The sequence below is a fragment of the Pseudomonas sp. BF-RE-22 genome, assembly GCF_019956155.1.
Taxonomy (GTDB): Bacteria; Pseudomonadota; Gammaproteobacteria; order Pseudomonadales; family Pseudomonadaceae; genus Aquipseudomonas; species Aquipseudomonas migulae.
Window position 1 is genome coordinate 22,919 of sequence record NZ_JAHBDD010000025.1, and the last position, 12,817, is coordinate 35,735.

A 12,817-nucleotide genomic window follows, 5' to 3' on the forward strand; every position below is an offset into this window, starting at 1 on the left:
CAGGCTCATGGTCACGGAGGCTGTTCGACTGACCAGTCACCGCGACTGGAGCCGATAAAAACAATTACTGATTAATAAGTGAAATCGATTTATCGTATTTCAAATATAAGCTCAGCTTGTTACTGGAGGTTTCGATGTCGGTTTCCCACGCCCAGCTCAAAGCCTTCCATGCCGTGGCTGTTCACGGAAGCTTCACCAAAGCCGCCGAGCGGCTTTTTCTCACGCAACCGGCGATTTCCGACCAGGTGCGCAAACTCGAAGAGCGCTTCGGGGTATTGCTGTTCCATCGCAACAAACGGTCGGTGCGCCTGACCGATCTGGGTGAGCGCTTGTTGAGCATTACCCAGCGATTGTTCGTCATCGAAGCCGAGGCGCAGGAGTTGCTTCACGACTCGCAGGCGTTGCAGACCGGCAGCCTGATTCTGGCGGTGGACGCCCCGGTGCACGTGCTGCCGCAGATCGCGCGGTTCTGCGAGCGCTACCCCGGCATCAGCGTGAAGATCGAAACCGGCAACACTGATGAATCGCTGTTTCGACTGTTCAACTATCAGGCGGACCTGGCGTTGCTCGGGCGCGATGTCAGCGATGAACGATTGATCTCGCTGCCGCTGCGCAATGACCCGATGGTGGCGTTTGTTTCGCGCAATCATCCGTGGGCCGACCGCGAGTCGATCTGCCTCGCGGACCTCGACGACACGCCGCTGGTGCTGCGGGAAATCGGCTCGGTGACGCGCCAGACACTGGAGGAGGAAATGGCTGGCGCCGGGTTTCGGATTCGCCCGGCGATTCAGGTCGAAGGCCGGGAGGCGGCGCGTGAGGCTGTGGTCGTGGGGATCGGGGTGGGCGTGGTTTCGGCGGCGGAGTTTGGTGCGGATTCGCGGGTGTGTGCGCTGCCGATCACCGACTGCAAGCGGCGGCTGACGGAAACGCTGGTGTGTTTGCGCGAGCAGAGTTCGCGGCGGGTGGTGGCGACGTTTCTGGAGATGGTGCGCGAGAGTCTTGCTTAGGCAGGTCCGGCCCCTTCGCGGGCAAGTCGGATCGCCGCCCGCTCGCTCCTACAGGTTGCATACGACCTTGTAGGAGCGAGGCTTGCCCGCGAAGGCCGCACCTCGGTCTAACTGACCGGCGCCAACTCGAAAAACGCCTGAATCAAGCGCAAATCCCGCCGCCGCTCCATGCACCCGATCATGTGCCGGTTCACCAATCCCTCGCCAATAATCGGCACCGCCGCCACCCGTGGGTCGTGGCTGACCTCCACCGACGACACCACGCCAACCCCCAACTGCGCCGCGACGGCCTCGGTCACCGCCTCGCGACTGTCCAGTTCCAGCAACACCCGAGGGCTCACCTTCGCCTGGGCGCAAGCGTCATCGAACGTGCGTCGGGTAATCGAACTCGGTTCGCGCAACACCATGATGACCTGATCCAGTTCCTTCAGCGGCACCCCTTTCGAACGCTGCGCCCAAGCATGCCCCTCAGGCACCAGCGCACAAATCCGCGACTCGCTCAGCGCCTGCAAATGCAAACCCTTGCGCGGCTCAACCTCGGTCAGCACCGCCACATCGGCATGCTCGGACAACAGCGCCGCCAGGGTTTCCTGCGCATTGCCCAGGCGCAGGTTCACGGTGATCCCCGGATACCGCGCGCGCAGGCTCGCGAGCATCGGCATGACCATGTGCGGCCCATCCGCCGCCACTTCCAGACGCCCGGTGAGCAATTGCCGATTGGCCTCCAGCATCACTTGCGCTTCTTCGGCCAGACCAAACATCGCCCGGGTGATCGCGGCGAGTTTGGTGCCCTCCTCCGTCAGCTCGACCCGACGCGCGGTGCGCCGCAGCAGGGTGATCTGGTAGTGCTCCTCCAACGCCTTGATGTGCCCGGTGACCGCCGGTTGGCTGATGAACAGCCGTGCAGCGGCCCGGGTAAAGCTGCCCTCGCGGGCCACCGCATCGAAGGCGCGGAGCTGGAACAGGTTCATGAATAACCCTCACTGATGGCTGGCATAACAACAAACAATTTGATTGATAGCACGGCAAATTGCAATTTAAGCCCCGTAGCTTCATCCCATCGATTGCGAGGACACGAGAATGAGTACTGCCGAACCCATCCTGCTCACCCCCGGCCCGTTGACGACGTCGGCCCGCACCCGTCAGGCGATGATGGTCGACTGGGGTTCATGGGATGACCGCTTCAATCAACTGACCGCCAGCCTCTGCGAGCAACTGCTGGCGATCATCAACGGCGGCGACAGTCACCACTGCGTGCCCCTGCAAGGCAGCGGCACCTTCGCCGTCGAAGCGGCAATCGGCACGCTGGTGCCTCGCGACGGCAAAGTCCTGGTGCTGATCAACGGCGCCTACGGCAAACGCCTGGCGAAAATCTGCGAAGTGCTCGGCCGCGCCTTCAGCACCTTTGAAACCGCCGAAGACGAACCGACCACCGCCGCCGACGTAGACCGTCTGCTGCGGGCCGATGCCAGCATCACCCACGTCGCGCTGATCCACTGCGAAACCAGCACCGGCATCCTCAACCCGCTGCCGGAAATCGCTCAGGTCATTGCGCAACACGGCAAACGCCTGATCATCGACGCCATGAGCTCCTTCGGCGCGTTGCCGGTGGATGCGCAACAGGTGCCGTTCGACGCGCTGATCGCCGCCTCGGGCAAATGCCTGGAAGGCGTGCCGGGGATGGGGTTTGTCTTCGCTCGCAAAGACGCGCTGGCAAATGCCGCCGGCAACTCGCATTCGCTGGCGATGGACCTGTTCGACCAGCACACCTACATGGCCAAGACCGGCCAATGGCGCTTCACCCCGCCAACCCATGTGGTCGCGGCGCTGCACGAAGCCCTGCTGCAATACAACGAAGAAGGCGGTTTGCCGGCGCGGCATCAGCGCTACGCCGACAACTGCAAAGTGTTGCTCGATGACATGGCCAGGCTCGGCTTGCGCAGCTTCCTGCCCGCCGCGATCCAGGCGCCGATCATCGTCACTTTCCACGCACCGAAAGACCCGCGTTACCAGTTCAAGGAGTTCTACGAACGCGTCAAGGCCAAGGGATTCATCCTCTATCCCGGCAAATTGACCCAGGTCGAAACCTTCCGCGTCGGCTGCATCGGCCACGTCAACCAGGCCGAGATGCACGCGGCGGTGGCGGCGATTGCCCAAGTGCTGCGCGAGATGGAAGTGCTCGAAATCTGAACCACAGACACCGCCGTCCCTGTAGGAGCGAGGCTAGCCCGCGAACACAGGCGACGCGGTCTGTCCGACAAACCTCGTCATCGTTCTTCGCGGGCAAGCCTCGCTCCTACAGGATCAAAAAAATGAACTACGCAAACCCAACCAAACTGCAAGCCGCCATTCTTGACTGGGCCGGCACCGTGGTCGACTTCGGCTCCTTCGCCCCAACCCAGATTTTTGTCGAAGCCTTCGCCGAATTCGACGTCCAGGTGTCCATCGAAGAAGCCCGTGGCCCGATGGGCATGGGCAAGTGGGATCACATCCGCACCCTGTGTGATCAGCCGGCAGTCGCCGAACGTTATCGCAAGGCCTTCGGCCGCACGCCGACCGACGATGACGTCACTGCGATTTACCAACGCTTCATGCCGCTGCAAATCGAAAAAATCGCCGAGCACTCGGCGCTGATCCCCGGCGCGCTGGAGACCATCGCCAACCTGCGTGCGCAAGGGATCAAGATCGGTTCCTGCTCCGGCTACCCGAAACAGGTCATGGACAAAGTGGTCGAACTCGCCGCCACCAACGGCTACGTCGCCGATCACGTGGTCGCCACCGACGAAGTGCCCAACGGCCGCCCATGGCCGGCTCAGGCACTGGCCAACGTGATCGCCCTGGGCATCGACGATGTCGCCGCGTGCGTGAAGATCGACGACACCGTGCCAGGCATTCTGGAAGGTCGTCGCGCCGGCATGTGGACCGTGGCGCTGATCTGCTCGGGCAACGCGCTGGGCCTGGACTACGAAGGTTATCGCGCCCTCGGCAGTGACGAACTGGACAGCGAACGCAAGCGTATCCACGCACTGTTCGAAGGCTCGCGCCCGCACTACATGATCGACACCATCACCGATTTGCCGGCCGTGATCGCCGACATCAACCAGCGCCTGGCCAACGGCGAGATGCCGCAAACCAACTGATCCACCGCATTCCCCCCGTAGGAGCGAGGCTTGCCCGCGAAGGCGTACTATCTGCCGACATCCATGTTGAATGTTCAGACGCCTTCGCGGGCAAGTCGGATCGCCGCACCGCTCGCTCCTACAGGGGGAATTGTGTTTTTTTGCTCAATCACCTGACTTAGAGCATTGAACCGCCAATGGCTTGAGGCAAACCGTGCGAAACAGGCTTACAGTTAACGCACACCGTCAACCAAGAACGGTGACCTGACCCGACCTGTGAGGAACGCCGTATGCCCTGGAAGAACTCCGACTCACGCTACAGCACCGTGTCGATCACGCTGCATTGGTTGATGCTGGTGTTGCTCGCGGTGGTTTACGCCAGCATCGAATTTCGCGGAATCTTTCCCAAAGGCAGTGGTGGCCGAACGCTGATCGTTGAAGCGCATTTCATGCTCGGTCTGACGGTGTTTGTGCTGGTGTGGTTGCGGCTGTTCGCACGCAGCCTAGGCCCGGCACCGCAGATCTTCCCCGCTTCGCCGCACTGGCAGACCGTGCTGGCCAGATTGATGCATTGGGCGCTGTACCTGTTCATGATCGCCATGCCGATTCTGGGTTGGCTGGTCACCAGCGCCAAGGGGCATCAGGTGATGTTCTATGGCATTGATCTGCCGATGCTGCTGTCAGAGGACAAGGAGTTGGCCAAGCAAATCGAAGGCTGGCATGTACTCGGCGGCACCATCGGTTACTGGCTGATCGGGCTGCACGCCGTGGCGGGGATTTATCACCACTATGTGGTGGGCGACAACACCCTGCTGCGGATGATGCCCAAGCGCGTAAACCGTGATACCTGAAAACAACGCCCTCCCCTGTAGGAGCGAGGCTTGCCCGCGAAGAACGATGACGAGGTTTGTCGGACAGACCGCGTCGCCTGTGTTCGCGGGCAAGCCTCGCTCCTACAGGGGTATGAGTTGCGACGAAAATCCGCGGCGGCCCTGCAAGCCGCCGGTGTGGATGAAGATCAGTCGCGTACCCTGTGCGAATCGTCCGGCTTCGACTTGCTGCTTGAGCGCCAGCAGCGCTTTGCCGGTGTACAGCGGTTCAAGGGGAATGCCACTGGCCTGTTCGGTTTGCTCGATGAATTCGAGTAACAGCGGATCGACTTTGGCGAAACCGCCGCGACTGGCATCCAGCAATTCATAAGCCGCATTCTGCAAGCCCGCTTCCTGCACGATCGATGCGATTTGCTGCGCCACGCCATGATCGTCGGGCACCGCCAGCGCGCCATAAACCGGATGATCCCCCCCTTCAGCCAACGCCAGGCCGGCCAGCGTGGTGCCCGTTCCGCAGGCCAGCCACCAGCCGTCGTAGTCGCTCCAGCCCAGACCGTTCAGTTGCGCGCCGACCATCGACTTCAGTTGCATGCAGCCCTTCGCCCCCGACAAACCGCCGCCACCTTCCGGCACCGCAAACAGATCAGGGTATTGCGCCTGCCAGGGTTCCCAGAAACCCGCATCGTGCCGCGCGCGATAGCCGCCATAACCGAGCCAGTGCAACTGCATGCCGAAGACTTGCAAGTCGCTCACTGTGGGCGTTTCCTGCGGATGGCCGCGCAGTAAACCCACGGTCGTGAAACCGAAGCGCTTGCCGGCGGCAGCCAGTGCATGAAGATGATTGGAGTGAGCACCGCCGAGGCTGATGATGCCTTTGGCTGCGGCAAGGTCAGCCGCTTTGAGGTGTTCGATGAGCTTGAACCACTTGTTGCCGCTGATCAGCGGATCGATCTGGTCCAGGCGCAGGATGGCGACTTCGATGCCGGTGCTTTCGAGCCAGTCGAGATGAAGGTGGTCGAGGGGGGCTTTGGGGAGCCAGTCGTTGGGCGGGAAAAGCATTGGCGCTGGCTCTGGGTAAAGAGCCGGCATATTAGCAGCCTTGAGGACGCCTTCGCGGGCAAGCCTCGCTCCTACAGGTGCTGTGTCGTTTATCAATTTTGTGAACGACACAGCACCTGTAGGAGCGAGGCTTGCCCGCGAAGGCCATTGGCACGCTGGACCTGCTGTTAAAGCTCAGCAGCCAACCGCGAACCCTGATTGATCGCCCGCTTCGCATCCAGCTCCGCCGCCACATCCGCGCCGCCAATCAAATGCACGTTCTGCCCTGCCGCAACCAACCCGTCCTGCAACTCGCGCAACGGATCCTGCCCGGCGCAGATCACGATGTTGTCCACCGGCAGCACTTGCGGCTCGCCGGTTTCGCCGATGCGGATGTGCAAACCTTCGTCGTCGATCTTCAGGTATTCGACGCTGTTGAGCATCTGCACCTGCTTGTTCTTCAGACCGGTGCGGTGAATCCAGCCGGTGGTCTTGCCCAGGCCGTCGCCGACCTTGGATTTCTTGCGTTGCAGCAGGAACACTTCACGCGCCGGTGCATGCGGCTCAGCCTTGATGCCGGCGACACCGCCACGCGCCTGAAGAAGCGTGTCGATGCCCCACTCTTTCCAGAACGCTTCACGGTCCAGGCTGGTGGCAACGCCCTGATGCACCAGGAACTCGGACACGTCGAAACCAATCCCGCCCGCGCCGATCACGGCGACCCGTTTGCCCACCGGCTTACGCTCAAGAATCACGTCCAGGTAGCTCAACACCTTGGCGTTCTCGACGCCCGGAATCGCCGGCACACGCGGCGCGATGCCGGTGGCGAGGATGATTTCGTCGTAACCGCCTTCAACCAGTTTCGCCACATCGACCCGAGTGTTCAGGCAGACCTCGACGTTGGTGGTTTGCAACTTGCGGTTGAAGTAGCGCAGGGTTTCAAAGAACTCTTCCTTGCCCGGCACGCGTTTGGCGATGTTGAACTGACCGCCGATTTCGCTGGCCGAATCGAACAGCGTCACCTGATGACCACGCTCGGCAGCCACGGTTGCGGCCGACAGACCCGCAGGGCCGGCACCGACCACGGCGATTTTCTTGATCTGCTGCACCGGCAGGTAGTTGAGTTCGGTTTCATGGCAGGCCCGCGGGTTCACCAGGCAAGTGGTCAACTTGCCGCCAAACGTGTGATCGAGGCACGCCTGGTTGCAACCGATGCAGGTGTTGATTTCATCGGCACGGCCCTCAGCGGCCTTGTTGACGAAGTCGGCGTCGGCGAGGAACGGCCGCGCCATGGAGACCATGTCGGCATCGCCTTCGGCAAGAATCTGCTCGGCGATTTCCGGAGTGTTGATGCGGTTGGTGGTGATCAGCGGAATGCTCACCGAGCCGCGCAGCTTGGCGGTGACTTTGCTGAACGCCGCGCGCGGCACTTTGGTGGCGATGGTCGGAATCCGCGCTTCGTGCCAGCCGATGCCGGTGTTGATAATGGTTGCACCGGCCTGTTCGATGGCCTTGGCCAGGGTCACGATTTCTTCCCAGCTGCTGCCGCCTTCCACCAGGTCGAGCATCGACAGGCGGAAGATAATGATGAAATTCGGGCCTACGGCTTCGCGTACACGGCGGACGATTTCCACCGGCAGGCGCATGCGGTTTTCGTAGCTGCCGCCCCAGCGGTCGGTGCGGTGGTTGGTGTGAGCCGCGAGGAACTGGTTAATGAAATAACCTTCGGAGCCCATGATCTCGACGCCGTCGTACTCGGCTGTTTGCGCCAGGGTCGAGCAGGTGACGAAATCGCTGATCTGCTTCTCGATGCCTTCCTCGTCCAGCTCTTTGGGCTTGAACGGATTGATCGGCGCCTGAATGGCGCTCGGCGCAACTTGCTTCGGGCTGTAGGCATAACGGCCGGCATGCAGAATCTGCATGCAGATCTTGCCGCCCGCCTCGTGCACCGCGCGGGTCACGATCTGATGCTTGAGCGCTTCTTCGAGGGTGGTCAGTTTGGCCGCGCCGGAATACACACCGCCTTCGTCGTTCGGGCCGATACCGCCAGTGACCATCAGGCCGACACCGCCACGGGCGCGCTCGGCGAAGAAAGCAGCCATGCGTTCAAAGCCGCCGGGTTTTTCCTCAAGACCGGTGTGCATCGACCCCATCAGGGTGCGGTTGCGCAACGTGGTAAAACCCAGGTCCAACGGAGCCAACAGGTGCGGGTAATGAGCGGCGGTCATCGGTAACTCCACAACGAGCGTTCACGGAAAAAGTGTGGGCGCTCTTTGGCGCCCCTCTGTCATGTGTAACAGACTATGAGCACTCCCCCGGCCGCTCAATGACCGAAACTGACAACTTAATGATCCAAATGCGCAACGGCTCGGGTGTCGGACGTTTGCGCCATCTCCTCTGCAATTAACGGCAGGGAGTCAGGGTGCGGCTGTCGAAAGGCAGCGCAAGTGCACTGAACCCAATGAAAATTCGTATACCATATCTCCAACTCAATCCGAACGACTGCCGCCGTGACCCTTCCCAAATTCAATGCTCCAGACTTGGGCAATGCGCCTTCGACATCTGAAATCATCACCCGCCATCTGCGTGACGCCATCGTCGCCGGGCATTTCGCCGAGGACGAGCCGATTCGCCAGGACGACATCGCCCGGCAGTTCAACGTCAGCAAGATCCCGGTGCGTGAGGCCCTCAAGCGCCTGGAAGCCGAAGGCCTGGTGATGTTCCAGCGCAATCGCGGGGCGATGGTCACACGGGTGTCCGATGCCGAGCTGGCGCAGATGTTCGAAGTGCGCATGTTGCTCGAAGACAAGGTGCTTCGCCTGGCCATTCCCAACATGACCGAAGAAACCTTCGCCCGGGCCGAACGCATCTGCCAGGAGTTCGTCGGCGAAGATGATGTGGGACGTTGGGCCGAGCTCAATTGGGAACTGCACGCCTGCCTCTATGAACCGGCACAACGTCCGTTTCTGGTGAGCCTGATCCGTTCGGTGAACGACAAACTGGAACGTTACCTGCGCATGCAAATGAGCCTTTCCGCAGGCAAGGAACGCGCCGATCACGAACACCGGGAGATCCTCGAAGCCTGTCGCGCCGGTGACGTCGACCGGGCGGTGAAGCTGCTGGACGAACACATCGCCGGGGTCTGCAAAACCCTGTTCGAGCACCTGCCCCACCACCACTGACAGACCGCGGTACTGTGCCGATTTCGTCATCGGCACCGGGTAAAACCATCAAGCCTGCAAGCCCCCGCACGGGCCACTCTTGCGTTCACTCATCTGAACGGACGTGGCCCACTCATGAAACGTATCACCGTGATTGACTCCCACACCGGCGGCGAACCCACCCGCCTGGTGACCTCCGGTTTTCCCGAGCTGGGCACCGGCAGCATGGCCGAACGTCTTCAACGGCTGGCTGAACACCATGACCAATGGCGCACCGCCTGCGTGCTCGAACCGCGAGGCAGTGATGTGCTGGTCGGCGCACTGCTGTGCGAACCGGTTGACCCTGCGGCCTGTGCCGGGGTGATCTTCTTCAATAACTCGGGTTACCTCGGCATGTGCGGCCACGGCACCATCGGCCTGGTGGCGTCGCTTGCTCACCTTGGCAAAATCGGACCAGGCGTGCACAGCATCGAAACGCCGGTCGGCACGGTGCAGGCAACCTTGCACGACGACCACTCCGTCAGCGTGCGCAACGTGCCGGCCTACCGTTATCGCAAAGCCGTGGCGTTGCAGGTGCCGGGAATTGGCGAGGTGGTCGGTGATATTGCCTGGGGTGGCAACTGGTTTTTCCTGATCGCCGGGCATGGTCTGCGCGTTGCCAGCGACAACCTTGATGCGTTGACCGCCTACACCTTCGCCGTGCAACAAGCACTGGACGTTCAGGGGATACGTGGCGAAGACGGCGGGTTGATCGACCACGTCGAACTGTTCGCCGAGGATGAGCAGGCCGACAGCCGCAACTTTGTGCTCTGCCCCGGCAAGGCCTACGACCGCTCGCCTTGCGGCACCGGCACCAGTGCAAAACTGGCGTGCCTGGCGGCCGATGACAAATTGCAGCCGGGCCAGATCTGGCGCCAGGCGAGCGTCATCGGCAGCGAGTTCGAAGGCTCCTACGAACAGCACGGCGAGCGCATCGTACCGACGATTCGTGGCCGCGCCTTCATCAGCGCCGAGGCCAGCCTGATCATCGAACAGGACGACCCGTTCGCCTGGGGCATTCGTCCATGAGCCAAGGCCTGGAGGCCGATGTCATCGTGATCGGCGCCGGCATCATCGGTGCCGCGTGCGCCCAGGCGCTGGCCCGGCGCGGCTTGCGCGTGCTGGTGCTGGACGCCGGTTTGCACAGCGCGACGGCCGCCGGTATGGGCCACTTGCTGGTGCTCGACGACAACCCGGCCGAGCTGGCCCTGAGCCAATACTCGCTGCAACGCTGGCGCGAACTGGCGCCGGACTTGCCTGAAGGCTGCGCTTACCGCAGCAACGGGACGTTGTGGCTGGCAGCCAATGCCGAAGAAATGGCCGTGGCCCACAGCAAATACCTGAACCTTCAGACCCAGGGCGTTGCCTGCGAGTTGATCGCTCGTAACGCCTTGCGCGCCCGTGAACCTGAACTGCGCGAAGACCTCGAAGGCGGTTTGTTGATCAACGGCGACGGCATTCTCTACGCTCCGGCGACCGCCAACTGGATGCTCGACTCCGCCGACATCGAACAACGTCGGGCGCGGGTCAGCGAGGTCGATGGCAATCGCGTGCGACTCGATGACGGCCAGTGGTTGAGCGCGGAGGCAGTCATATTGGCCAATGGCATCCAGGCCAACGACCTGTGCCCCGAGTTGCCGATCGAGCCGAAAAAAGGCCACTTGCTGATCACCGACCGCTATCCCGGCAAGGTCACCCACACGCTGGTGGAGCTCGGCTATGTCACCAGCGCCCACAACGCCACAGGGCCATCGACCGCCTGCAACATTCAGCCCCGGCCGACCGGACAACTGTTCATCGGCGCCTCGCGACAATTCGGCACCACCGACCCGCAGGTCGAAGGCTGGATGCTTGCGAAAATGCTCAAGCGCGCCACCGAGTACATGCCGGGCCTGGCCCAGCTCAACGGCATCCGCGCCTGGACCGGTTTTCGCGCCGCCAGCCCCGACGGGCTGCCGCTGATTGGTGAGCACCCATCGCGCAAAGGTTTGTGGCTGGCGGTCGGTCACGAGGGACTGGGGGTCACCACGGCCCCCGGCACCGCCGATATTCTGGTCGCGCAACTGTTCAATGAGACGCCGCCATTGGCGGCGCAAGCCTATCTGCCGCAACGTTTTCTCGGGGAGGCCGTGTATGCCTGATTTGGTCCTGGACGGCCGCACCCTGCGGGTCGCCGAAGGTACGACTGTCGCCGCGGCATTAGCCTTGGCCGACGACGGGTGCACTCGCACCTCGGTCAGCGGTCAGCGGCGCGCACCGCTGTGCGGCATGGGCATCTGCCAGGAATGCCGGGTGACCATCGACGGACGCCGCCGACTGGCCTGCCAGACGCTGTGTCATGACGGCATGCAGGTGCGGACCCGACCATGAACGAATTCGCCGATTTGCTGATCATCGGTGCCGGCCCCGCCGGTATGAGCGCCGCCCTCGCCGCCGCACCCAGTGGCGCCCGCATTATCGTGCTCGACGACAACCCGTTGCCGGGAGGCCAGATCTGGCGCGACGGGCCTCAGGCCAGCCTGCCGAATCAGGCACGGCAGATGCGCGAGCGCCTGCACGCCAACAGCAATATTCGCCACTACAGCGGCACTCGTGTGATCGCCTGTTCCGGCCCCAAACAATTGCTGGTGGAAGACGCCGATCACGGATGGCTGATCGGCTACGACAAACTGATTTTGTGCACCGGCGCCCGTGAGTTGCTGCTGCCCTTCCCCGGCTGGACATTGCCGGGTGTGACGGGGGCTGGAGGACTCCAGGCGTTGATCAAGGGCGGCCTGCCGGTGCAGGACGAACGCGTGGTGATCGCCGGTAGCGGGCCGTTGTTACTGGCCAGTGCGGCCACCGCGAAACACAACGGCGCCCACGTGCTGAGTATTGCCGAGCAAGCCTCCTCGGTTGCGGTCGCCGGGTTCGCCCTGCAACTGCCACGTTGGCCGGGCAAGCTTGTGCAATCCTTCAGCCTGTTTGATCGTCATTACCGCACCGGCTCCCACGTCGTGGCAGCCTTGGGTAATGAACGGCTGGAAGGTGTGCGACTGCGGCAACAGGGCAAAATCGTCGAACTGGCCTGTGATCGCCTGGCCTGTGGTTTCGGCCTGATTCCCAATATTCAACTCGGTCAGGCGCTGGGTTGCGCACTCGACGGCACGGCGCTCGCGGTCGATGCCTGGCAAGCCACGAGCCTTGCCGATCACTACGCCGCTGGCGAATGCACCGGTTTCGGTGGCAGTGAACTGGCGTTGGTCGAAGGGGCCATTGCCGGGCATGCCGCCGTCGGTAACACCGCAGCGGCACGCCAATTGTGGCCGCGTCGGACGCGTTGGCAGGGTTTCGCCAAGGCGTTGAACAGCGCGTTCAGCCTCAACCCGCACCTCAAGTCACTGGCGCAGGCCGACACGCTGGTCTGTCGCTGCGAAGACGTGCCCTACGCGGCACTGGCCGGGCACGCTGACTGGCGCGGGGCAAAACTGGCCAGCCGCTGCGGCATGGGCGCCTGTCAGGGGCGAGTGTGTGGCGGCGCCTTGCAGTACCTGTTCGACTGGCAACCCTCGGCCCCGCGACCGCCGTTCAGCCCGGCACGAATCGAAACCCTGATGTGCCTGGACGACACCCCGCCCGCGTAA

Annotated in this window: 12 protein-coding genes; 9 read left to right on the forward strand and 3 right to left on the reverse strand. The window is 62.5% G+C overall.

Going from position 1 to position 12,817, the window contains the following annotated elements; all coding sequences use genetic code 11:
* Nucleotides 1-134: 134 nt before the first annotated feature.
* Nucleotides 135-1,007, forward strand: coding sequence for a LysR family transcriptional regulator (locus KGA82_RS14955; protein ID WP_192229194.1), 873 nt, complete (start codon nucleotides 135-137; stop codon nucleotides 1,005-1,007).
* A gap of 107 nt (nucleotides 1,008-1,114) precedes the next feature.
* Here KGA82_RS14955 and KGA82_RS14960 read toward each other — a convergent pair whose 3' ends face one another.
* Nucleotides 1,115-1,978, reverse strand: a complete 864-nt coding sequence (locus tag KGA82_RS14960; protein ID WP_008029619.1) for a LysR substrate-binding domain-containing protein — start codon at nucleotides 1,976-1,978, stop codon at nucleotides 1,115-1,117.
* Between the two features lie 109 nt (nucleotides 1,979-2,087).
* Here KGA82_RS14960 and KGA82_RS14965 point away from each other — a divergent pair, with 109 nt between their 5' ends.
* The 3 genes from KGA82_RS14965 (at nucleotide 2,088) to KGA82_RS14975 (ending at nucleotide 4,977) form a co-directional block, all read left to right on the forward strand.
* Nucleotides 2,088-3,197, forward strand: a complete 1,110-nt coding sequence (locus KGA82_RS14965) for a 2-aminoethylphosphonate--pyruvate transaminase (RefSeq protein ID WP_223450993.1) — start codon at nucleotides 2,088-2,090, stop codon at nucleotides 3,195-3,197.
* Nucleotides 3,198-3,319: 122 nt separating this feature from the next.
* A complete protein-coding gene (gene phnX, locus KGA82_RS14970) occupies nucleotides 3,320-4,147 on the forward strand; it encodes a phosphonoacetaldehyde hydrolase (RefSeq protein WP_008040487.1) in 828 nt (275 codons plus the stop codon).
* Nucleotides 4,148-4,416: 269 nt separating this feature from the next.
* On the forward strand, nucleotides 4,417-4,977 hold the full coding sequence (locus tag KGA82_RS14975; RefSeq protein WP_223450994.1) for a cytochrome b: 561 nt from the start codon (nucleotides 4,417-4,419) through the stop codon (nucleotides 4,975-4,977).
* Nucleotides 4,978-5,079: 102 nt separating this feature from the next.
* Here KGA82_RS14975 and KGA82_RS14980 read toward each other — a convergent pair whose 3' ends face one another.
* On the reverse strand, nucleotides 5,080-6,015 hold the full coding sequence (locus KGA82_RS14980; protein ID WP_223450998.1) for a 1-aminocyclopropane-1-carboxylate deaminase/D-cysteine desulfhydrase: 936 nt from the start codon (nucleotides 6,013-6,015) through the stop codon (nucleotides 5,080-5,082).
* Nucleotides 6,016-6,182: 167 nt separating this feature from the next.
* Nucleotides 6,183-8,222 (reverse strand): FAD-dependent oxidoreductase, encoded by a 2,040-nt coding sequence (locus KGA82_RS14985; RefSeq protein ID WP_223451002.1) that lies wholly within the window; start codon nucleotides 8,220-8,222, stop codon nucleotides 6,183-6,185.
* Nucleotides 8,223-8,504: 282 nt separating this feature from the next.
* On the opposite strand from KGA82_RS14985, the gene KGA82_RS14990 reads away from it, so the two are divergent.
* From KGA82_RS14990 to KGA82_RS15010, 5 genes are all read left to right on the forward strand, one after another.
* A complete protein-coding gene (locus KGA82_RS14990; protein WP_223451005.1) occupies nucleotides 8,505-9,176 on the forward strand; it encodes a GntR family transcriptional regulator in 672 nt (223 codons plus the stop codon).
* A gap of 114 nt (nucleotides 9,177-9,290) precedes the next feature.
* Nucleotides 9,291-10,223 (forward strand): 4-hydroxyproline epimerase, encoded by a 933-nt coding sequence (locus KGA82_RS14995; protein ID WP_223436323.1) that lies wholly within the window; start codon nucleotides 9,291-9,293, stop codon nucleotides 10,221-10,223.
* Nucleotides 10,220-11,335, forward strand: coding sequence for an NAD(P)/FAD-dependent oxidoreductase (locus KGA82_RS15000; RefSeq protein WP_223451007.1), 1,116 nt, complete (start codon nucleotides 10,220-10,222; stop codon nucleotides 11,333-11,335). The genes KGA82_RS14995 and KGA82_RS15000 overlap by 4 nt, the downstream gene beginning before the upstream one ends.
* Nucleotides 11,328-11,564 carry a 2Fe-2S iron-sulfur cluster-binding protein gene (locus KGA82_RS15005; RefSeq protein ID WP_008042619.1) on the forward strand — a complete coding sequence of 79 codons (237 nt, stop codon included), beginning with the start codon at nucleotides 11,328-11,330 and terminating at the stop codon, nucleotides 11,562-11,564. Before KGA82_RS15000 ends, KGA82_RS15005 begins: the two co-directional genes overlap by 8 nt.
* Nucleotides 11,561-12,817: an FAD/NAD(P)-binding oxidoreductase gene (locus tag KGA82_RS15010; RefSeq protein ID WP_223451009.1), complete on the forward strand. Its 1,257-nt coding sequence runs from the start codon at nucleotides 11,561-11,563 to the stop codon at nucleotides 12,815-12,817. The genes KGA82_RS15005 and KGA82_RS15010 overlap by 4 nt, the downstream gene beginning before the upstream one ends.

Bases quoted from the DNA above. Each gene is read 5' to 3' on its own strand.
- KGA82_RS14975 (WP_223450994.1), top strand. From the start codon at position 4,417: ATGCCCTGGAAGAACTCCGACTCACGCTACAGCACCGTGTCGATCACG.
- KGA82_RS14995 (WP_223436323.1), top strand. From the start codon at position 9,291: ATGAAACGTATCACCGTGATTGACTCCCACACCGGCGGCGAACCCACC.
- KGA82_RS14980 (WP_223450998.1), bottom strand. From the start codon at position 6,015: ATGCTTTTCCCGCCCAACGACTGGCTCCCCAAAGCCCCCCTCGACCAC.
- KGA82_RS15005 (WP_008042619.1), top strand. From the start codon at position 11,328: ATGCCTGATTTGGTCCTGGACGGCCGCACCCTGCGGGTCGCCGAAGGT.
- phnX (WP_008040487.1), top strand. From the start codon at position 3,320: ATGAACTACGCAAACCCAACCAAACTGCAAGCCGCCATTCTTGACTGG.
- KGA82_RS14965 (WP_223450993.1), top strand. From the start codon at position 2,088: ATGAGTACTGCCGAACCCATCCTGCTCACCCCCGGCCCGTTGACGACG.
- KGA82_RS14955 (WP_192229194.1), top strand. From the start codon at position 135: ATGTCGGTTTCCCACGCCCAGCTCAAAGCCTTCCATGCCGTGGCTGTT.
- KGA82_RS14985 (WP_223451002.1), bottom strand. From the start codon at position 8,222: ATGACCGCCGCTCATTACCCGCACCTGTTGGCTCCGTTGGACCTGGGT.
- KGA82_RS15010 (WP_223451009.1), top strand. From the start codon at position 11,561: ATGAACGAATTCGCCGATTTGCTGATCATCGGTGCCGGCCCCGCCGGT.
- KGA82_RS14960 (WP_008029619.1), bottom strand. From the start codon at position 1,978: ATGAACCTGTTCCAGCTCCGCGCCTTCGATGCGGTGGCCCGCGAGGGC.
- KGA82_RS15000 (WP_223451007.1), top strand. From the start codon at position 10,220: ATGAGCCAAGGCCTGGAGGCCGATGTCATCGTGATCGGCGCCGGCATC.